Here is a 21,148-nt window from a genome sequence, read left to right on the forward strand (position 1 = left end):
AAACGTCTGCAAGATGGACAATCATCCTTCCTGCAGGCGCCTTCACAAGATACCTGCGCATACTTTCAAAGATCCGGGGAAGTGGCCTCAGCGCCGTTCCCGTGTGCTGCGAAGTTTCCTTCGTAGCGAGCCGCCCATTATGCCAGACTTTTTCAGTCCGTCAACACCTTCGTTCGATCATCTCGTTCGGCGGTGGTGGGCGCCCTGTTGTCGCTGAAGCCCCTTGGTGGCGACCCCTGCGACGGGGGAGGAGAAGTATGTCCGCATTCCCATCATTTGTGAAGGGGGTGTGGCGATTTTTTTCACCGGATGTTGCATCTGTTCATGCGCCGCGCTGCGGTAGGAACCCGTGAAGAGCAGCCGAGCGTGGGCTTGGCTCTACAAGAGCATAAGGAAGGGCCGGCTGGCGCCGGCCCTTCCTTGATGTCAGCCAGCGATCAGGCGTACGCGGGCGAAGGTGCGCTTGCCTACCTGCAGCAGGCCTTCGAAGCCCGGCTGCAGCACCTGCTGGCCGTCTTCGACCACTTCGCCATCCACCTTCACCGCACGCTCCTTGAGCTTGCGGTTCGCTTCGGAGTTGCTCGGAGTCAGGCCGGCCGCGGTCAGCAACGCGGCGATGCGCAGGCCCTCGGCCGGAATCGCCACCTCCTGCAGGGGCAGCTGGGTGATGTCGCCCTGCCCGGTCACCGCCGCTTCCCAACCGGCGATCGCCTGTTCGGCCGCCGCGGCGTCATGGAAGCGGGTGGCTAGTTCACGCGCCAGGCGCAGCTTGACCACGCGCGGGTTCAGGCCGCCATTGGCCACCTGCTCGCGCAGCTGCACGGCCTCGGCCTGGCCGATGTCGAAGGACAGCAGCTCGATCCAGCGCCACATCAGGGTGTCGTCCACCTTCATTGTCTTGGTGACGATGTCGATGGCCGGCTCGCTGATGCCAATGTAGTTGCCCAGCGACTTGGACATCTTGTTGACGCCGTCCAGGCCTTCCAGCAGCGGCATGGTCAGCACCACCTGCGGCTTCTGGCCGTGGTGTTCCTGCAGGCCACGGCCCATCAGCAGGTTGAACTTCTGGTCGGTGCCGCCGAGTTCGACGTCGGCCTCCAGGGCCACCGAGTCGTAGCCCTGCACCAGCGGGTACAGGAACTCATGGATGGCGATGGACTGCTGGGCGGCATAGCGCTTGGCGAAATCGTCGCGCTCGAGCATGCGCGCCACGGTGTGCTGGCCGGCCAGACGGATCATGTCGGCCGCGCCCATCTTGCCGAACCACTCCGAGTTGAAGCGGACTTCGGTACGGCTGCGGTCCAGCACCTTGAAGACCTGCTCCTCGTAGGTGCGGGCGTTGGCCAGCACATCGTCGCGGCTGAGCGGCTTGCGGGTCAGGCTCTTGCCGGAAGGGTCGCCGATCATGCCGGTGAAGTCGCCGATCAGGAAAATGACCTGGTGGCCGAGGTCCTGGAACTGGCGCATCTTGTTCAGCAGCACCGTATGGCCCAGGTGCAGGTCGGGGGCGGTGGGGTCGAAGCCGGCCTTGATCCGTAGCGGGCGGCCTTCCTGCAGGCGCGCACGCAGATCCTCGAGCTTGAGGATCTCGTCGGCACCGCGGCCGATCAGGGCAAGGGCTTCTTCAATCGAGGACACGTGACTACTCCCGGCAACGCCGATTCTTGTGTGGGGTGTTAAAGCAAAGTTAACCCGATTGGCTTCACAAAAGCCAATGGGCACAAGGGTTTGACGCGCTTTTATCAGGTGTCTATGGTAACCGGCGATCAGGCCCGCGCTCCCGGGCTGCAAGGAAAGAACCGCCGATGCACAACTCCGAACAAGGGCGCGCACGCAAGCAGCGCTTCCAGGAACGCCTCCACGTCCTGCACGACAACGCCCTGCATCGGAAGCTCAGGCAACACCTTCCCGCGGCCTTCAATGAGCGCTGGACCCGCCGCCACTGGGTGCATGCCAGCCTGTTTGCCACCATCGGCGCACTGGTGGCGACGATCGTGCCGGGCTTCTCGCACACCATCGACGCCCCCTTTGCCGACAGCCATACCAGCCTGGCACTGCCGTTGCCGCCGCTGACCATGGCCCGCCAGCAGCAGGTGCCGGGCGACAGCTGGCAGGTGCTGCGCGTGCAGCGTGGCCAGACCCTGAGCGACCTGTTCGACAAGGCCGGCATTCCGGCCACCACCCTGCACCGGGTACTGGACCACCCGGGGGCGCGCGAGGCGCTGACCAAGCTGCGCCCCGGTGCCGAGATAGCCTTCGACATGCCGCTGTCCGGCGACCTGCGCAGCATCCGTTTCGACCGCGATGCCGACAACCGGGTGGAACTGAGCCTGGTTGGCGATGACATCAAGGAGAAGGTGACCCGACGCGAGACCTCCACGCGCACCGTGGTCACCAGCGGCGAGATCACCAGTTCGCTGTATGCCGCGGCCCGGCGGGCCGGGCTGTCGCCCTCGGCGATCGCGACGATGACCGACGAGATCTTCAAGTACGACATCGACTTCTCCAAGGACCTGCAGCCGGGCGACCGCTTCAGCGTGGTGATGGATGAAACCTGGCGCGAAGGCGAGAAGGTGGACACCAGCAAGATCCTGGCGGCGACCTTCACCACCGGCGGCAAGACCTATTCCGGCTTCCGTTTCGACCGCAACGGCAAGGCCGAGTACTACGACATCAACGGCCGTTCGTTGAAGAAGAGCTTCATCCGCATGCCGATTCCGTTCGCGCGGCTGAGCTCGACCTTCGGCGCGCGCAAGCACCCGGTGCTGGGCAAGATGCGCATGCACAAGGGGGTGGACTACGCCGCGCGCACCGGCACCCCGATCATGGCCGCCGGCGATGCCCGCGTGCAGTTCGCCGGCGTGCAGCGCGGCTATGGCAACGTGGTGATCCTCGATCACGGCCGCGGCCATACCACCCTGTACGGGCACATGTCGCGCTTTGCGAACATCAAGACCGGCCAGCGCGTGGCCCAGGGCACGGTGATCGGCTACGTCGGCTCGACCGGCCTGGCCACCGGCCCGCACCTGCACTACGAATTCCGCGTCAACGGCGAGCACCGCAACCCGCTGACCGTGACCATGCCGCCGCCGGAGCCGCTGAAGGGCGCCGAGCTGGTCGCCTTCCGCGCGCAGACCGCGCCGGCGATGGCCCGCATCCAGGGCATGGAGAAGCTGATCTACGCCGATGCCAGCCCGGCACCGACCAGCCGCGACGAGGCCGCCACCGAGGTTGCCAGCGCCAAGGACAAGCAGGCAACCGGCCGCAAGCGCGGCTGAGCCCCTTCGTTGACGAAGAAGGACGCGGCAGCACAAGCTTGCCGCGTCCTTTTTTTATGCCTGCCATGAACACACCTGCCGACGCTGACGCTCCCCTGTACCTTGGCCTGATGTCGGGCACCAGCGCCGACGGCATCGATGCCGCGCTGGTGCAGTTTCCCGCCGACGGTGGCTGCCGCTTCGTGCACGGGTTGACCGCCCGCTGGGAGCCGGTGCTGCGTGCGCGGCTGGTGGCGCTGGGTGAAGGCGGCCCGCTGGACTCGCTGGAGGAGCTCGGCGAGCTGGATGCGCGCATCGCGATCAACTTCGCCGAGTCGGCCAACCAGCTGCTGGCCGAAGCCGGCGTGGACCGCAGCCAGGTGCGCGCGATCGGCTCGCACGGCCAGACCGTGCGCCACCGCCCGCTGGCTGATCCGGCGTTCACCGTGCAGCTGGGCGACGGCAACCGCATCGCCGAGCTGACCGGAATCACCACGGTGTCCGACTTCCGCCGCCGCGACCTGGCAGCCGGTGGCCATGGCGCACCGCTGATGCCGGCCTTTCACCTGGGCATGCTGGGCACCGCCGATGAGGACCGCGCGGTGCTCAACCTGGGCGGCATCGCCAACCTGACCCTGATCCCGCGCGAAGGTGCGGTGCGTGGCTTCGATACCGGCCCGGCCAACGCGTTGATGGATGCCTGGTGCCAGCGCCATACCGGCCGCACCTTTGATGCCGACGGCGCCTACGCCGCCAGCGGCGCGGTGGACGAGGGCCTGCTTGCCGGCTGGCGTTCGGACCCGTGGTTCGCGCTGCCGCCGCCGAAGAGCACCGGGCGCGAGCAGTTCCACCTGACCTGGGCCGAGGCGCACATGGGGGAAGGCCAGTACGCCGCCGCCGATGTGCAGGCCACCCTGCTGGAGCTGACCGTGGCAACCGTGGCCGATGCGCTGCTGACGCAGCAGCCGCAGACCCGGCGCCTGCTGGTCTGTGGCGGCGGGGTACGCAACCGGCAGCTGATGACGCGCCTGGCGGCGCGGCTGCCGGGAGTGCAGGTGGAGTCCAGCGCGGTACACGGGCTGGACCCGGAATACGTGGAGGCGATGGGTTTTGCGTGGCTGGCGCAGCGGACCATGGAGGGACTGGCCGGCAACCTGCCGAGCGTGACCGGGGCCAAGGGGCCGCGGATCCTGGGGGCGATCCACCTGGCGTGAGGTGGCGCCATATACGCATGGCGTGGATCTACCGGGCAGCCGCGCGTGGGCTCGGCTCTACAGCGTTGCGGCGCGGCCGCTAATCGAAGCCCTGCCCTGCCGGCAGGGCCTGCAGGGCGGCGATGGCGTCGGAGAGTGCGTCCACTTCGGGATCGCCGAAGCCGGAGCGGACCTCCAGTTCACTGCTGAACAGGCCCTGCTCCAGCAAGGCGGCGCAGGTCTGTTCGTGAGTCCAGCCGCGGGCGACCGCGACGCGTTTGATGCGTTCCAGCAGCAGCGGGTCCAGGTCCCGCAGCACAACGTCGGCCATGCTCGCTTCCCCGTTCGCAAGGCACCGCCCCCTCGGCGCGTCGGGGCGATGATCCCGCAGACCGGACGGGCAGGCAATCAGGTCGAGCTGGCGGCCTGGCGACGACGCTGCTGCAGGATCAGCAGGGCGCACAGGATCACCACCGGGATCGCCACCAGCGCGGTACCGACGAAGAACAGCGCGTAGCCTTCCAGCAGCGTCCGGCCTTGTGCGAGCGCCTGTACCGACCACCCCGAGAGCCCCTTGAGCGCCTTGCCGGGCATCGCGTAGAACGAGCTCAGCAGCGCGTACTGGGTTGCCGTGTATCCGATGCTGGTCAGGCTGGACATATAGGCGATCAGCGCCGTACCGGCGAAACCGCTGGCGAAGTTGTCGATGGCCATGGCCACGGCGAAATGGGTTGTGTCCGGGCCGGAATAGGCCAGCCAGGCAAACGCCAGGTTGGAGGCCGGCCCCAGCACGGCGCCCACCATCAGCGCCGCCAGCACGCCCCAGCGCACCGAAACCAGGCCCGCCGCAGCAATGCCGACGAAGGTCGCGACCAGGCCCACCGAGCCACGCACGGCGCCCACGGTGTCCTCGTCCAGGCCGAGATCGACATAGAAGGGGTTGGCCATCGGCCCCATGACGAAGTCGGCCATGCGATAGATGCTGATGGCCACCAGGATCAGGATCGCGCCGCTGCGGTGTTCGCGGACGAAGGCGATGAACGGCCCGGCCACGGCGTCGAACAGACCGCGTGGCGTCCACAGCGAGGTCGCCTGTGCCTGCACGGCAGCCACTTCCCGCGCGGGCTCGCGGGCCATGAGCACGGCCACCACGCCAAGCGCCATCAGCACGGCCATGATCTCGTAGGAGACCTGCCAGCCGACACGGGCCGCGATGATCAGGATCAGCGCATCGGTGACCAGCAAGGCAGTGCGGTAGCCCAGCGCCGAGGATGAGGTCAGCAGGCCGAGCTGCTCGCTGTTGTCAGCGCTTTCGATGCGCCAGGCATCGATGACGATGTCCTGGGTGGCCGAAGCAAACGCCACGATCACGGCCATCACGCCGAATACGACGATGTGCTGCCAGTCGACACCCAGGAACTGGATCTGGCCGCCCTTGGGCTGGACCAGTGCCATGCCGACCAGCCCCACCACCACGACCAGCTGCGACAGCAGCATCCAGCCGCGGCGGCGGCCGAAACGACCGAACAGAGGCACGTCGGTCTTGTCGACGATCGGCGCCCACAGGAACTTCATGGTGTAGGCCAACCCGACCCATGACAGGAAACCGATCGTGCTCAGCTCGATGCCTTCCTTGCGCATCCAGAAGCCGAGCGTGTTGCCCACCAGATAGATGGGCAGGCCCGAACTGAAACCGAGCAGCAGCATCGCCAGCACCTTGCGCTGGCTCAGGTTGGACAACACCTGCTGCCACGGTCGGCGCGGCTTGGCGGCCTCGGTCACAGGTCGTAGTCCACGGTGAACGGGGCGTGGTCGGAGAAGCGCTCGTCGCGGTAGATCGAACAGCTACGCAGTTTGTCGCGCAGGCCCGGGGTGATGAACTGGTAGTCGATACGCCAACCGACATTGTTGGCACGGGCGGCGCCGCGGTTGCTCCACCAGGTGTAATCCTCGCCGGTGGGGTTGAGCAGGCGGTAGGCATCGGCCCAGCCACGGCCGGCGGCGACATCGGTGGCCTGGCCATGGTCGGCGCACAGGGCGTTGAGCCAGTCGCGCTCCTCCGGCAGGCAGCCGGAATTCTTCTGGTTGGACTTCCAGTTCTTGATGTCCAGCGCCGAACGCACGATGTTCCAGTCGCCGCACAGCACGTAGTCGCGGCCGCTGCGCGCCCACTCCTCCAGGATCGGCCGCAGCCATTCCATCACTTCGAACTTGAAGCCCTGGCGCAGGTCGCCCGAGCTGCCGGACGGGATGTAGAAGGAGACCACGCTGAGGTTGCCGTAGCGCGCCTCGATGTAGCGGCCTTCGTCGTCGAACGGCGCCCAGCCCAGCGAGGTGATGACCTGGTCCGGCTCGCGCTTGCTGTAGATCGCCACGCCGCTGTAGCCCTTCTTGGTGATGGCATCGCGATAGAAGCAGTGGTGCCCGTCCGGACGGAACATCGGGTCGGTCAGCTGGTCTTCCTGGGCCTTGGTCTCCTGGATGCACAGGACGTCGGCGTCCTGGGCACGGAACCAGTCGAGGAAGCCCTTGGTCGCGGCGGAACGGATGCCATTGGCGTTGAAACTGATGATGCGCATGCAAGGGACCTACGACAGGAAACCGGGCAAGCATACCGGTTGCCCGCGGGGCTGCGCAGTCTGCCCGGCCAGGCCGCGACGCCCTTCACACGGGTCCGGACGAGCGCGAAACGCCCAGCTGGATTAGGATTTATGCTCCAAATGAAGATGAATCGAGTTTTGATGAGCGACCACCGCCACCGTTTCCTGCAGCTGGCCCTGACCGCCGACGCCCTGCGCTTCGGCCAGTTCACCCTCAAGTCCGGCCGGCTGAGCCCCTATTTCTTCAACGCCGGTCGTTTCGACTCCGGTTCGCTGCTGTCGCAGCTCGGCGCCTGCTACGCCGATGCCATCGATGCCAGCGGGATCAAGTACGACGTGGTGTTCGGCCCGGCCTACAAGGGCATTCCGCTGGCCACCGCGATGGCCTGCGAGCTGGCCCAGCGTGGCCGTGACCTGCCGCTGTCGTTCAACCGCAAGGAAGCCAAGGACCATGGCGAAGGCGGCCAGCTGATCGGCGCGGACATGAATGGCAAGCGCGTGCTGATCGTCGATGACGTGATCACCGCCGGTACCGCGATCCGCGAAGCGCTGGGCATCATCCGCGCCGCCGGTGGCACCCCGGCCGGCATCGTGGTGGCGCTTGACCGCCAGGAGATCGCTTCGGAAACCGATCGCCGTTCGGCGGCGCAGTCGGTGGCCGAAGAGGCCGGCATTCCGGTGATTGCCGTGGCATCGCTGGCCGATCTGCTTGATTTCGCCTCCGGCAACCCGGAACTTGTGGGTTACCGTCAGCCGCTGGAAGCCTACCGGGCCCAGTACGGCGTTCGTTCGATCCGCTGACCGACCAGGGGAAAGGTCATGTCCCGAGTTCCTGCTGTTCTCCTTGCCGGCTTGCTGCTGGCCATGCCGTTCACGCTGCCGGCGCAGTCGCGGGGTGGCGACAAGGTGGAGAAGAAGCTGTACTGCTGGAACGAGGGCAAGGAGCGGATCTGCAGTGATTCGCTGCCGGCCGATGCGGTCAATCACGCCCGCGAAGAGTTCAACGCGAAGAGCGGCCTGCGCAATGCGCAGGTCCAGCGCGCGTTGACCGACGAAGAGCGTGCCGCCGCCAGCACGGTGGCCGCGCAGCAGCAGCTGGACCTGATGGCTGCGCAGACCCGCCAGCGCACCGAGCAGGCGATGCTGACCACCTATGGCAGCGAGGACGACCTGCGCCGGGTGTTCGCCGAACGCCAGGAAGTGCTGGACAACAACCTGAAGACAGCCGAGTACAACGTCACCAGCCTGCGCGAATCGCTGGTGGCGCTGCTGTCGGCCGCCGGTGACCGCGAACTGGCCGGTGGCAAGGTGGCCGACAAGCAGGCCGAGGCGATCCGCCAGCGGCATGTACAACTGCAGTCGCAGCAGCGCCTGCAGGCCGGGTTCCTGCAGCAGCAGCAGGCGTTGAAGGCCGAAATTGAAAGCACCCTCCAGCGCTATCGCGAGCTGAAGGGCGTGGCGCCGGCGAGCCAGGCCCCGTGATTCGCTTGTAGAGCCGAGCCCATGCTCGGCTCCGCGTGACCTTGGGAAAGAGCAGCCGAGCATGGGCTCGGCTCTACAGTAGTCGGCACCTGGTTACGGCTTGGCCCACGAAATTTATGCACTCTTTACGCGTCGACCCGGTCCGGCGCGTAGTGCGTTTATGGGCGGCAGGACGACGATGGCGGCCTGAGGTGGAGGGGTTCCACCAGGACGCTATTGCAATGTCCCCCTGGCTGTCGTTGTTGTGTGGCGTGCTGGTGCTGGTCGCCGCCGCCTATCTTCTTTATGTCGTGCTGCGGCCCGAGTCGTTCTGAGCGGAGCCGGCCATGACTGAGATGCTTGTGATTATTGCCGCCAGCCTGCTGCTGGCGTGGCCGCTGGGCCTGTACCTGGCCCGCGTGATGCGTGGCACGCCGATGAAGGTGGACGTGCTGTTCCACTGGATCGAGAAGCCGCTGTACAGGGTGTTCGGCGTCGATCCATCGCGCTCGATGTCCTGGCGCGGCTACGTGCTGGCCTTCGTGCTGAGCAACGTGGTGGTCGCGGTACTGACCCAGGCCGTGTTCATGACCCAGGCCTGGCTGCCGCTGAATCCGGACCAGATCCCGAACATGCGCTGGGACACCGCGCTGCATACGATGATCTCGTTCCTGACCAACACCAACCAGCAGCACTATTCGGGCCAGGCGCAGCTGTCCTACCTCTCGCAGATGACCGGCATCACCGGCCTGCAGGTGGTGACGCCGATGATGGGCCTGGCGCTGGCGGTGGCCACGCTGCGCGCGTTGTTCTCGCGCGCGCCGCAGGCTGCGGCGGCCACCGGTGCCGGCGACGACCGCCAAGTGGCGGTGGGCAACTACTATGTGGATGTGGTGCGCCTGTGCGTGCGCTTCCTGTTGCCGCTGTGCCTGGTGTGGACGCTGCTGCTGACCAGCCAGGGCGTGCCCTCGACGATGGCCGGTGGCCCGCAGGCCTCGCCGATCGATGCCAGCGCCGGCATGGCCCAGCAGAAACTGCCGCTGGGCCCGGTGGCAGCGATGGTCGCGGCAAAGCAGCTTGGCGCAAACGGTGGCGGCTGGTACGGCCCGAACAGCAGCTTCCCGCTGGAGAACCCCACCCCGCTGTCGAACGCGCTGGAGATCGTCGGCATCCTGCTGGTGCCGATGGCGGTGATCTTCATGATCGGTGCGTTCACCGGCCGGCGCCGGTTCGGCGCACTGGTGTTCAGCTGCATGCTGGGCATGTCGCTGCTGTCCACCGGCGCGATGATGTGGAGTGAAGGGCACAGTGCCAGCGCCGCCACGCCGCTGCTGATGGAAGGCAAGGAGGTGCGCTTCGGCGCCGACGGCACGGCGCTGTGGGCCGCGGTGACCACCCAGGTTTCCAACGGCTCGGTCAACGGCATGCATGACTCGCTGGCGCCGCTGAGTGGCGGCATCGCGATGGTCAACATGCTGGTCAGCGCGATCTGGGGTGGCATCGGCTGTGGCCTGCAGCAGTTCATCGTGTACCTGCTGCTGGGCGTGTTCCTGGCCGGGTTGATGACCGGGCGTACGCCGGAACTGTTCGGCCGCAAGCTGGAAACGCCACAGGTACGCCTGCTGGCCCTGCTGGTGTTGCTGCAGCCGATCACCCTGCTGGTGTTCACCGCGATCACCCTGGCCGTGCCCGGGCTGGCCGGTACCTCCAACCCTGGCTTCCATGGCATCAGCCAGGTGTTCTACGAGTACGTCTCGGCCTACGCCAACAACGGCTCGGGCTTCGAGGGGCTGGGCGACGCCACGCTGTGGTGGAACCTGAGCTGCTCGCTGGTGCTGCTGCTGGGCCGCTTCCCGCTGCTGATCATCCCGCTGGTGGTGGCCGCACAGCTGGCCGCCAAGCGCCAGGCGCCGGAGTCTGCCGGCAGCCTGCAGATCGAAACCCCGACCTTCGCCCTGACCCTGGTCTCGGTGATCGTCATCCTGACCGTGCTGCAGTTCATGCCGGCGCTGGTACTCGGCCCGATCGCCGACCACCTCAGCCTGGGACTGCACTGAGGACACCCCGATGAGTACCCACGCAAGTTCCACCCGTAGTTCCCTTGCCCCGCGCCCTGCGCTGCTTGATGGCGCCGGCCTGCGCCGTGCGTTGATCGAGGCGGTGCACAAGCTGTCGCCGATGCACCTGGTGCGCAGCCCGGTAATGGCGGTGGTGATGGCCGGTACGATCGTTGCCGCGATCGTCACCCTGACCGGCAATGCGCCGCTGGGCTTTGGCCTGGCGGTGACCGCGATCCTGCTGGTGACCGTGCTGTTCGGCAACTTCGCCGAAGCGGTGGCCGAAGCACGTGGCCGTGGCCAGGCCGCATCGCTGCGCCGCGCGCGCCAGGACCTGGTGGCGCGCCGCCTGGCCGCACCGCAGCCGGGGGCTGCCGAAACCCAGGTACCTGCCGCCGAGCTGCGCCCGGGCGACCATGTGATCGTCAGTGCCGGTGAGCTGGTGCCAGCCGATGGCGAGATCGTGCAGGGCCTGGCCACCATCAACGAGGCGGCGGTGACCGGCGAGTCCGCGCCGGTGCTGCGCGAGGCCGGTACCGACCGTTCCGGCGTGATCGGCGGCACCAAGGTGCTGTCCGACCAGATCATCGTGCGGGTGACCGCCGAGCCGGGCCACAGCTTCCTGGACCGGATGATTGCCCTGGTGGAGGGTGCCAACCGGCAGAAGACGCCGAACGAGATCGCGCTGACCCTGCTGCTGGCGGCGATGACGCTGACCTTCCTGGTGGTGGTGGCGACGCTTCCGGCGATCGGCGCGGCGGTAGGCGTGCAGGTCGATCCGCTGCTGCTGATCGCGCTGCTGGTCTGCCTGATCCCGACCACCATCGGCGGGCTGCTGCCGGCCATCGGCATCGCCGGCATGAACCGTGCGTTGGCCGCCAACGTGCTGGCCAAGTCGGGCAAGGCGGTGGAAGTCGCTGGAGACGTGGATGTGCTGCTGCTGGACAAGACCGGCACCATCACCTACGGCGACCGCCAGGCCAGCCATTTCCATCCGCTGGCCGGCATCGACGCCAGCCAGCTGCGCGAAGCGGCGCTGCTGTCTTCGCTGGCCGACCCGACCCCGGAAGGCAAGTCGATCGTGCGCCTGGCGCGCGAACAGGGCTGCGCCACCGCCGAGCCGGACCGTGCCGAGTACCTGGCCTTTACTGCCCAGACCCGGATGTCCGGCGTCGACCTGGAACATGGACGGCAGATCCGCAAGGGCGCCGCCGATGCGATCCGCGCCCACGTGAAGGCGCTGGGCGGCAACGTGCCCGCCGAGCTGGCCGGTCGCGTCGAGCAGGTGGCACGCAACGGCGCCACCCCGCTGGTGGTGGCCGAGGGTCGCCACGTGCTGGGCGTGATCGAGCTGTCGGACGTGGTCAAGCACGGCATGCGCGAGAAGTTCGCGCAGCTGCGAGCGATGGGCATCCGCACGGTGATGATCACCGGCGACAACCCGATGACCGCCGCCGCGATCGCTGCCGAGGCCGGCGTCGACGACTACATCGCCGAGGCCCGTCCGGAAGACAAGCTGGCACGCATCCGCCAGGAACAGGCCGGTGGCCGCCTGGTGGCGATGGTCGGCGATGGCACCAACGATGCTCCCGCGCTGGCCCAGGCCGACATCGGCCTGGCGATGAACTCCGGCACGCAGGCGGCGAAGGAGGCCGGCAACATGGTCGACCTCGATTCAGACCCGGCCAAGCTGCTGGCGGTCGTGGAAGTGGGCAAGCAGCAGCTGATCACCCGCGGTGCGCTGACCACCTTCTCGCTGGCCAACGACGTCTCCAAGTACTTCGCGATCCTGCCGGCGCTGTTCGCCGCGGCCGTTCCGACCATGGCCGCACTGAACGTGATGCAGCTGTCGAGCCCGCGCAACGCGGTGCTGGCGGCGCTGATCTTCAACGCCCTGGTGATTCCCGCCCTGATTCCGCTCGCCCTGCGTGGCGTGCGCTTCCGCCCGGCCACCGCAACGGCGCTGCTGCGCCGGAACATGCTGGTGTACGGCCTCGGCGGCGTGCTGCTGCCGTTCGCGGCAATCAAGGCAATCGACCTCCTTCTTGTCCTGGTATTCGGCGCATGAACCGTTCTGCTTCCACCTCTTCTTCCCTGTCCCGCGAACCGAAAGCCGAGGCCCGCGTGGCCAGCCTGCAGGACGGCGCCCGCTGGCGCCCGGCGATCGGCCTGGGCCTGGCCACCCTGCTGCTGGCCGGCGCGGTCTACGCCGGTATCGCCACCGGTTTCGCCGGCCTGGCCTACCCGACCCAGGCCGAGGGCAGCCTGCTGCGCGATGGCAACGGCCAGGTACGCGGCTCGGCATGGCTGTCGCAGCCGTTCATCGGTGACGGCTACTTCCAGGCGCGCCCGTCGGCCGCCAACTACGACCCGATGGCCGCGGCCGGCTCCAACATGGCGCGCAGCAACCCGGCGCTGGCCGAGCGCGTCGCCGCCAGCACCGCTGCGGTGGCCGCGCGCGAAGGCGTCGCCGCGGCGCAGGTACCGGCGGACCTGGTGACCCAGTCTGCCGGTGGCCTGGACCCGCAGCTGTCGCCGGCAGCGGCACAGCTGCAGGTGGCGCGCGTGGCGCGTACCCGTGGCCTGCCGGTGGAGCAGGTGCAGGCGCTGGTGCAGGCGCATACCGAAGGGCGCCAGTGGGGCCTGTTCGGCCAGCCGCGGGTGAACGTGGTGACGTTGAACTTCGCGCTGGACCATGCGGCCAAGGCACCGTGATGCCGGCCTGCACCGGCTGCGCGCACAATGGCACCCATGACTGATGCGCGTACCCGCCAGGCCGATGCCCTGGTCGAAGGCCTGCAACGCGAAGCCGGCGGCAAGCTGACCGTGTTCCTCGGCGCGGCGCCGGGCGTGGGCAAGACCTATGCCATGCTGACCCGCGCGCAGGAACAGCTGCGCCGCGGCGTGGACCTGGTGGTGGGGCTGGTGGAAACCCATGGCCGCGCCGACACCCAGGCCCTGCTGGAGGGCCTGCCGCAGCTGCCGCTGAAGGAAGTGGCCTACCACGGCCACACCCTGCAGGAGATGGACCTGGATGCCGTGCTGGCACGGCATCCAGCGCTGGTGCTGGTGGATGAACTGGCCCACCGCAATGCACCGGGCAGCCGCCATGAGCGGCGCTGGCAGGATGTGATGGAGCTGCTGGACGCCGGCATCGACGTCTGGACCACGGTCAACATCCAGCATCTGGAAAGCCTCAACGATGTGGTGATGCGGATCACCGGCGTGCGCGTCAGCGAGACCGTGCCGGATGGCGTGCTCGACCGGCTGCACGACATCGTGCTGGTCGATCTGCCGCCGCGCGAACTGATCGCTCGCCTGCAGCAGGGCAAGGTCTATGTGCCCGAACAGGCCGCGCAGGCACTGCAGGCATTCTTCTCGCCGGCCAACCTGACCGCGCTGCGCGAACTGGCCATGCAGGAAGCTGCCGACCGCGTCGACAGCAGCCTGCGCGAAGCACGCGCCGCACGCGGCGAGAGCAACCTGCCGCTGCGTCGCGGCGTGCTGGTGGCCATTGATGGCGGCGGCCAGAGTGAATACCTGGTGCGCGTGGCGAGGCGCATCGCCGAGCGGCGCGACGCACCGTGGACGGTGGTGACCGTGCAAGGGCGACGCCAGGACGAGGCGACCCGGCGCGAGATCGATGCTGCCTTCGCGCTGGCACGGCGCCTGGGCGGCGACGCCGAACTGCTGCACGGATCGAGCATCGCCGATGCCCTGCTCGACCATGCCGCGCACAATGGCGTATCGACCCTGGTGCTGGGCCGGACCCGCGAACGGCCGCTGGCGCGGATGTTCAACCGCACCCTGACCCAGCAGCTGATCCAGCGCGGCGCGCACTACGAGATCACCATCATCAGCACCCCGCAGGCACGTGCGCGCTCGCGCCGCGAGGGCCTGCTGCCGCCGATGCGCGGCATCAGCCATGAACCGGTGCAGGCACTGGTCGCCACCGCACTGGCCTGTGCGGTGGCGTGGCTGGCCGAACACTGGGTGGGCATGGCCGACCTGTCGATGGTGTTCATCGTGGCGGTGGTGCTGGTGGCCGCACGCACGCGCGCCAGCGTGGCGGTGATGGCGGCGATCCTGTGCTTCCTCGCCTACAACTTCCTGTTCATCGCGCCCCGCTTCACCTTCGCCATCGGTGCACGCCAGGGTGTGATCACCGTGTTCCTGTTCCTGGCTGCGGCACTGGTGGCCGGGCGCCTGGCCTCGCGCCTGCGCATGCAGGTCATCGCGCTGCGTGCGGCCAACCGGCATGCGCGTGCGCGCCAGCAGCTGGGGCGGCAGCTGGCCAGTGCGGCCGGCAATGGCGAGGTGGCACAGGCGGGTCGGCACGCACTGGAACAGGCCATGGACGTACCTGCGTGGCTGCGGATCGGCGCCGATACCGCAACCGGTGGCCGTTCGCAGCCGGGCGATACCGATCTGGCCGCCGCCGACTGGGCCCTGCGCCAGGGCCAGCCCAGCGGCCGCTTCACCGACACCCTGGCCGGTGCGCAGTGGTGGTTCCTGCCCCTGCTGGATGGCGAGGACCGCGCCATCGGCGTGGCTGGCCTGTACCTGCCCGGCGCGCAGGCGCGCCTGCTGCCCGAACAACGGCAGCTGGCCGAGGCGATGGTGGATGACATCGCGCAGGCCGCATTGCGCACCCGCCTGGTGGCCGAACTGGAGCAGGCGCATGTCAGCAACGAAACCGAGCGGCTGCGCTCGGCCCTGCTCTCTTCGGTATCGCACGACCTGCGCTCGCCGCTGGCGGCGATGATCGGTTCGGCCGACAGCCTGGCCAGCTATGGCGCGGCGATGGATACGGCCGATCGCCGTGCTCTGCTGGACACCATACTGATGGAAGGCGAACGGCTGGATCGCTACATCCAGAACCTGCTGGACATGACCCGCCTAGGCCACGAAGGGCTGAAAATCAACCGCGACTGGATCGGCGTGGACGAACTGATCGGCTCGGCGGCGCGGCGCCTGCAGCGCTACCAGCCGAAGGTGCGGCTGGAACTGGACATCCCGGCCACGCTGGCGCCGATCTGGGTGCACCCGGCGCTGGTCGAGCAGGCGGTGTTCAACGTGATGGAGAACGCGGCCAAGTTCTCGCCGCCCGATGCCGCCGTGCAGGTGCAGGCGCGCGAACTGGACGGCCAGCTGCGCATCGACGTGATCGATGCCGGCCCCGGCATTCCCGACGACGAACGCGCGCGCATCTTCGACATGTTCTACAGCGTCGAGCGCGGCGACCGCGGCCGCCACGGCACCGGCCTGGGCCTGACCATCTGCCAGGGCATGATCGGCGCACATGGCGGCAGCGTGCAGGCGCTGCCCGGACGCGACGGTCGCGGTACCCTGATCCGCATCACCCTGCCCCTGCTCAAGCCAGCCTCCCACGATGAGCCCGACCCCGATTGATGCCAGCGTGCCGGCCGCACGCGTGCTGGTGATCGATGATGAAACCCAGATCCGCCGGTTCCTGGACATCAGCCTGCGCGCGCAAGGCTACCAGGTGCGGCAGGCCGCCACCGGCCAGGAAGGCCTGCAGCTGGCCGCCAGCGAGGACATGGACTTGGTGATCCTGGATATCGGCCTGCCGGACATGGAAGGCCACGAGGTCCTGGAACAGCTGCGCCAGTGGAGCCAGGTGCCGGTGATCATGCTGACCGTGCGCGCCGGCGAAGCCGAGAAGGTGCGCGCACTGGATACCGGCGCCAACGACTACGTGACCAAGCCGTTCGGCACGCAGGAACTGATGGCGCGCGTGCGGGCGCTGCTGCGCACGCGCAGCGTACCGATTGATGGCACGCCACCGATTTTTGACGATGGCCACCTGCACGTGGATCTGGTGCGCCGCGAAGTGGCCCTGCAGGGTGAGCCGGTGGCGTTGACCCGCAAGGAATACGCGCTGCTGTCACTGCTGCTGCGCAACGCGGGCCGGGTGGTGACCCAGCCGCAGATCCTGCAGGAGATCTGGGGGCCGACCCACCAGCACGACACCCATTACCTGCGCATCCTGGTCGGCAAATTGCGGCACAAGCTGGGTGATTCAGCGCTGGATTCGCGCTACCTGTTCACCGAGCCGGGCGTGGGATTGCGGTTCAAGGGGTGAGGGTGTGCCGACCAACGGTCGGCACCTACCAAAGCAAATGCGGAAGAGCATCCACGCATGGCGTGGATCTCTGCTGTGTCGACCAAGGTCGACACCTACCAAGAGCAGTTCATGCGGTTCGGACAGATCGCGGGAATCTGTCGAAGGCGGGGTGGGTCCGGTTGCGGGGGCGTGAGCCGCATGGATGCGGCGACCGAGCTTACATGGACGTACTTGCAGCGTCCCCCGTAACCGGACCCACCCCGCATCCTACGGATAGCCGGCCTTTGACGTTGACGTTGATTCGGCGGGTGCCGGGCGCCGCCCGGCCCCACCTCAGAACCCCAGCGGGGTGTCGCCCAGCACCGGTTGCAGCTGGCTGCGGAACAGCGCCTGGATGCGTTCCAGTGCGGCCTCGTCGTTGCCCTCGAAGCGCAGCACCAGCACCGGCGTGGTGTTGGAGGCCCGCACCAGGCCCCAGCCATCGGGGAAGTCCACGCGCAGGCCGTCGATGGTCGACAGTCGGCCGCCGACATACGGGTTGTCCGGCGACTGTGCCGCCGCCACCAGCATCGCCACCAGCGCATGCGGCGTGCCGTCGGCCACCGGCACCTTCAGTTCCGGCGTGGCCACCATCTCCGGCAGCTCGGCCAGTACCTCGTCCGGGGTCTCCTCGCGCTGGGCCAGGATCTCCAGCAGGCGCGCCGCCGCATACAGGCCATCGTCGAAACCGAACCAGCGCTCCTTGAAGAAGAAGTGGCCGCTCATCTCGCCAGCCAGTTCGGCATCGGTCTCGCGCATCTTCGCCTTCATCAGCGAATGCCCGGTCTTCCACATCAGCGGGCTGCCACCATTGCGCAGCACGTGGTCGGACAGCTTGCCGGTGCACTTCACGTCGTAGATCACCATCGCGCCGGGGTTGCGCATCAGCACGTCGGCGGCGAACAGCATCAGCAGGCGGTCGGCATAGATGATTTTGCCGTCAGCACTGACCACGCCCAACCGGTCGCCATCGCCATCGAAGGCGACGCCGAGGTCGGCCCCGAAGCGCTTGACCGTCTGCACCAGGTCTTCCAGGTTGGCCGGTTCGCTCGGGTCGGGATGATGGTTGGGGAAGGTACCGTCGACATCGCAGTACAGCGGAATGACTTCAGCACCGATGGCTTCCAGCAGTTGCGGTGCCAGTGCGCCGGCCACGCCGTTGCCGGCATCGGCCACGACCTTCAGCGGACGGTCCAGCTGCAAGTCGTCGGCGATGCGCTGGATGTAGTCGGCACTGACATCGCGCTGCTGGTAATCGCCCGGCTCCGCAGCCTGTACCAGGCGGCCCTCGACGATGCGCGCGTAGAGATCGGTGATGGCATCGCCGGACAGCGTCTCGCCGCCGATGACCACCTTGAAACCGTTGTACTCGGGCGGGTTATGACTGCCGGTCACCGCCACGCAGGTGCCGGTACGCAGGTGGAAGGCGGCGTAGTACACCACCGGAGTCGGCGCCAGGCCGATGTCGATCACCGCACAACCGGCGCGGCGCAGGCCCTCGGCCAATCCTGCGGCCAGTTCCGGGCCGGACAGGCGGCCATCGCGACCGATCACCACCTCGCGCAGGCCCTGCTCCAGTGCCACGGTACCGATGGCCTGGCCGATCAGCGCGGCGGTCTTCGGCGTCAGTTGGCTGCCCACCACGCCGCGGATGTCGTAGGCGCGGAAGATACCGGCCGCCAGTTCCTCGGCCGGAACCGGCGGCGGGGGCGGCGGTGCACTTTCAGTGGTGCTGGCCCCGGCCACCGGCGGCGGCGCCATCTGCAGGCTCTCGCTCAGGGTTGGGCCATGATCCGCTTCCGCCACGGCCGCACGCCGCGGCAGCGGCAGCGTCTTCGGCAGGCGGCCGCGACCCACCACCAGCAGTACGGCGATGAACGCCAGCAGCAGCGCAACGATGGCGCTGACCAGCGAACCCAGGCCCAGCGGACCGGGTTCGATATTGGGTACCGCGGCCACCAGCCGCAACGGGGTACCCGGGATCGGCCGCGCCAGGACTTCGGCACTTTCGGCCAGGCTGGCATCGCCCAGGGCGACGAGGTCGTGCGCGCCCTGGCGCAGGCCAAGGAAACCGGCCGATGGCGCACTCACCTGGTCCAGCGGCGAGGTCAGGCGCAGCAATGGCTGGCGCACGTAGAGCACTGCCGGGCCCAGGCTGCCCAGCGGCACCGGTGCCGCCAGGCCAAGACGATTGCCACCCCCATCGCGGACCACGCGCAGGCTGGGGCCGGCCTCGGCAAGCGCTCCTTCCAGCAACGCCAGGCGGGCATAGCCGAACGTGGCCGGGTCGGCGTAGGCATTGGCCAGATCGGCGGTCAGCACTTCAGCATGCTCGACGCCGGTCCAGCTCTCGCGGACCGCGAGTGCCGCCGCAGCGGCATCGCCGGCCTGCAGCGCCTGCTGCACGCGCTCGTTCTTCAGCTGCTGCTGCAGCTGCTTCAGCTGGCCGGCGGCGGCCTCCTGCAGGCCCTGCACAGCCTGGTCGCGCGCAGCTTCCAGCGCCTGGCCGTTGGCCTCCTGGCGCCATTGCTGCACCGCGCTCCATCCGAACCAGCCGGCCAGCAGGACCAGCAGCACCCCCAGTAGTGGTGCACTGCGTCCCAACGACCGTCCCCGCTGTCCTTCCCCGATGCCGCTCATCGATGTCCCCTGTCAACGCACCCCGGTATGGCCGAATCCACCCGTTCCGCGCACGCTGTCGGTGAAAGTATCCACCACCTGCAGGCTGACGCGGGCAATCGGCACCACCACCAGCTGCGCGATGCGATCACCCGGCTCGATGGTGAATGCCTCGCGGCTGCGGTTCCAGACGCTGATCAGCAGCGGTCCCTGGTAGTCGGCGTCGATCAGGCCGGTGCCATTGCCGAGCACGATGCCGTGGCGGTGGCCGAGCCCCGAACGCGGCAGGATCACCGCGCACAGGTGCGGGTCGGCGATGTGGATGGCCAGGCCACTGGGCACCAGCGCGGTGTCGCCCGGCTGCAGGGTCAGCGCGGTATCCAGCGCCGCGCGCAGGTCCATGCCGGCGCTGGCTTCGGTGGCGTAGGCCGGCAGCGGCCAGCTGTCGCCAAAGCGCGGATCGAGCAGCTTGACCTGCAGGGGTTGGGAAGTGAAAGCCTGGGTCATGCCTGGAGTCTCCGCGCGATCAGCGCCAGCAGTTGTTCGGCCAGCTCGCGCTTGGAGGTGGCCGGGAATACCTGTTCACCGTCCTGCCAGAAGGCAGTGGCGGCATTGTTGTCGCTCTCGAAACCACCGCCGCTGATGCCGACTTGGTTGGCGATCACCAGGTCAAGGCGCTTGTCGACCAGCTTGCCACGCGCATACTTCTCCACGTCGTGGGTTTCGGCGGCAAAGCCGACCACCAGCTTCAGCGACTGCGTCTGCGCGGCAACTTCGGCCAGGATGTCCGGCGTGCGCACCAGCTCGATCACCAGCGACTGGCTCTCGGCGGTCTTCTTCAGCTTCTGCGGTGCAACCTGGCGCGGTGTGTAGTCGGACACCGCAGCGGCACCGATATAGATGTCGGCCGGCAACGACTTCAGCACGGCATCACGCATCTGCGCGGCCGAGCGCACGTCCACACGCTGCACGCCGGGAGGCGTCGGCAGCTGCACCGGGCCGCTGACCAGCACCACCTGGGCGCCCATCGTCGCGGCGGCCGCAGCCAGGGCAAAGCCCATCTTGCCGCTGCTGCGGTTGCCGACGTAGCGCACCGGATCGATGTCTTCATAGGTCGGGCCAGCGCTGATCAGCAGGCGCAGGCCCTGCAGCGCGTGGGTTTCCGGTGCGGCAACCGCCGCTGCAGCACTGCCATTGGCCGCCAGCGCGGCGACGATGTCGCCGGGCTCGGCCAGACGACCCGGACCGGATTCGCCTTCGGCCAGCGGACCGTCGACCGGGCCGATCACCTGCGCGCCGCGCTGGCGCAGCAGGGCGATGTTGGCCTGGGTGGCCGGATGCAGCCACATGCGGTGGTTCATCGCCGGGCAGATCGTCAGCGGCGCGGTGCTGGCCAGGCACAGCGTGCTGACCAGGTCATCGGCGTGGCCCTGGGCCAGCCGCGCGAGCAGATCGGCGGTACCTGGGGCGACCACGATGCGATCGGCCCAGCGCGCCAGTTCGATATGGCCCATGGCCTGTTCGGCGGCGCTGTCCCACAGCGTGGTGCGGGTCGGCTGCCCGGACAGCGCCTGGAAGCTGAGCGGAGTGACGAACTGCTGGGCACCGGCAGTCATCGCCACCTGCACCTGGGCACCGGCGTCGCGCAGGCGCCGCACCAGTTCCAGGGCCTTGTAGGCCGCGATCCCGCCTCCGACGCACAACAGCAGTTTCTGACCTTCCAGCGCGCGGGCCGGCGCGGGAGAAGCGTTGGGGGAGTCAGCCACCTGGAATTCCTGTGCAAACGAGGGCGCTAGCTTACCCGAAGGTCGGTAATGTCCCGGTGCCCGGTGCA

Annotated in this window: 17 protein-coding genes; 10 read left to right on the top strand and 7 right to left on the bottom strand. The window is 68.1% G+C overall.

The window, feature by feature from the left end; translation table 11 throughout:
- Positions 1–426: 426 nt before the first annotated feature.
- The gene (gene tyrS / locus AC5P8J_RS10095; protein ID WP_021203122.1) at positions 427–1,638 is read right to left on the bottom strand and encodes a tyrosine--tRNA ligase; all 1,212 of its coding nucleotides are present in this window, start codon (positions 1,636–1,638) and stop codon (positions 427–429) included.
- A 167-nt stretch (positions 1,639–1,805) separates the two neighbouring features.
- Between tyrS and AC5P8J_RS10100 the strand changes: the two genes are divergently transcribed.
- On the top strand, positions 1,806–3,278 hold the full coding sequence (locus AC5P8J_RS10100) for a M23 family metallopeptidase (protein WP_021203123.1): 1,473 nt from the start codon (positions 1,806–1,808) through the stop codon (positions 3,276–3,278).
- A gap of 65 nt (positions 3,279–3,343) precedes the next feature.
- A complete protein-coding gene (locus AC5P8J_RS10105; RefSeq protein ID WP_180877591.1) occupies positions 3,344–4,471 on the top strand; it encodes an anhydro-N-acetylmuramic acid kinase in 1,128 nt (375 codons plus the stop codon).
- A 79-nt stretch (positions 4,472–4,550) separates the two neighbouring features.
- Here AC5P8J_RS10105 and AC5P8J_RS10110 read toward each other — a convergent pair whose 3' ends face one another.
- The 3 genes from AC5P8J_RS10110 to AC5P8J_RS10120 all read right to left on the bottom strand — a co-directional run bounded on the left by AC5P8J_RS10110 (position 4,551) and on the right by AC5P8J_RS10120 (position 7,029).
- A complete protein-coding gene (locus AC5P8J_RS10110; protein ID WP_005407775.1) occupies positions 4,551–4,781 on the bottom strand; it encodes a hypothetical protein in 231 nt (76 codons plus the stop codon).
- A 77-nt stretch (positions 4,782–4,858) separates the two neighbouring features.
- The gene (locus tag AC5P8J_RS10115) at positions 4,859–6,232 is read right to left on the bottom strand and encodes an AmpG family muropeptide MFS transporter (RefSeq protein ID WP_019661780.1); all 1,374 of its coding nucleotides are present in this window, start codon (positions 6,230–6,232) and stop codon (positions 4,859–4,861) included.
- A complete protein-coding gene (locus AC5P8J_RS10120) occupies positions 6,229–7,029 on the bottom strand; it encodes an exodeoxyribonuclease III (RefSeq protein WP_005420469.1) in 801 nt (266 codons plus the stop codon). Before AC5P8J_RS10120 ends, AC5P8J_RS10115 begins: the two co-directional genes overlap by 4 nt.
- Positions 7,030–7,191: 162 nt before the next feature.
- Between AC5P8J_RS10120 and pyrE the strand changes: the two genes are divergently transcribed.
- From pyrE to AC5P8J_RS10160, 8 genes are all read left to right on the top strand, one after another.
- On the top strand, positions 7,192–7,851 hold the full coding sequence (pyrE, locus tag AC5P8J_RS10125; protein ID WP_005420471.1) for an orotate phosphoribosyltransferase: 660 nt from the start codon (positions 7,192–7,194) through the stop codon (positions 7,849–7,851).
- A gap of 18 nt (positions 7,852–7,869) precedes the next feature.
- Positions 7,870–8,532 (top strand): hypothetical protein, encoded by a 663-nt coding sequence (locus AC5P8J_RS10130; RefSeq protein WP_155028836.1) that lies wholly within the window; start codon positions 7,870–7,872, stop codon positions 8,530–8,532.
- 221 nt (positions 8,533–8,753) lie between these two features.
- Positions 8,754–8,846, top strand: coding sequence for a potassium-transporting ATPase subunit F (locus AC5P8J_RS10135; protein WP_005407770.1), 93 nt, complete (start codon positions 8,754–8,756; stop codon positions 8,844–8,846).
- A 12-nt stretch (positions 8,847–8,858) separates the two neighbouring features.
- Positions 8,859–10,568 (top strand): potassium-transporting ATPase subunit KdpA, encoded by a 1,710-nt coding sequence (gene kdpA, locus AC5P8J_RS10140; RefSeq protein ID WP_021203127.1) that lies wholly within the window; start codon positions 8,859–8,861, stop codon positions 10,566–10,568.
- A gap of 10 nt (positions 10,569–10,578) precedes the next feature.
- Positions 10,579–12,636, top strand: a complete 2,058-nt coding sequence (gene kdpB, locus AC5P8J_RS10145) for a potassium-transporting ATPase subunit KdpB (RefSeq protein ID WP_227854326.1) — start codon at positions 10,579–10,581, stop codon at positions 12,634–12,636.
- Entirely contained in the window at positions 12,633–13,283 is a 651-nt protein-coding gene (gene kdpC / locus AC5P8J_RS10150; RefSeq protein ID WP_227854327.1) for a potassium-transporting ATPase subunit KdpC, read from the top strand. Before kdpB ends, kdpC begins: the two co-directional genes overlap by 4 nt.
- 36 nt (positions 13,284–13,319) lie before the next feature.
- Positions 13,320–15,980, top strand: a complete 2,661-nt coding sequence (locus tag AC5P8J_RS10155; protein WP_021203130.1) for an ATP-binding protein — start codon at positions 13,320–13,322, stop codon at positions 15,978–15,980.
- Entirely contained in the window at positions 15,961–16,674 is a 714-nt protein-coding gene (locus tag AC5P8J_RS10160) for a response regulator transcription factor (RefSeq protein ID WP_227854328.1), read from the top strand. Before AC5P8J_RS10155 ends, AC5P8J_RS10160 begins: the two co-directional genes overlap by 20 nt.
- A 315-nt stretch (positions 16,675–16,989) precedes the next feature.
- Here AC5P8J_RS10160 and AC5P8J_RS10165 read toward each other — a convergent pair whose 3' ends face one another.
- The 3 genes from AC5P8J_RS10165 to coaBC are packed head-to-tail and all read right to left on the bottom strand — an operon-like array spanning position 16,990 to position 21,080.
- On the bottom strand, positions 16,990–19,335 hold the full coding sequence (locus AC5P8J_RS10165) for a phosphomannomutase/phosphoglucomutase (RefSeq protein ID WP_478436162.1): 2,346 nt from the start codon (positions 19,333–19,335) through the stop codon (positions 16,990–16,992).
- Positions 19,336–19,347: 12 nt separating this feature from the next.
- Complete coding sequence (gene dut, locus AC5P8J_RS10170; protein WP_478436161.1) at positions 19,348–19,821, bottom strand: dUTP diphosphatase; 474 nt, start codon at positions 19,819–19,821, stop codon at positions 19,348–19,350.
- Entirely contained in the window at positions 19,818–21,080 is a 1,263-nt protein-coding gene (gene coaBC / locus AC5P8J_RS10175; protein WP_111097663.1) for a bifunctional phosphopantothenoylcysteine decarboxylase/phosphopantothenate--cysteine ligase CoaBC, read from the bottom strand. The genes dut and coaBC overlap by 4 nt, the downstream gene beginning before the upstream one ends.
- Positions 21,081–21,148 lie beyond the last annotated feature (68 nt).

It is taken from the genome of Stenotrophomonas sp. YJH_SMC_37 (assembly GCF_059370035.1).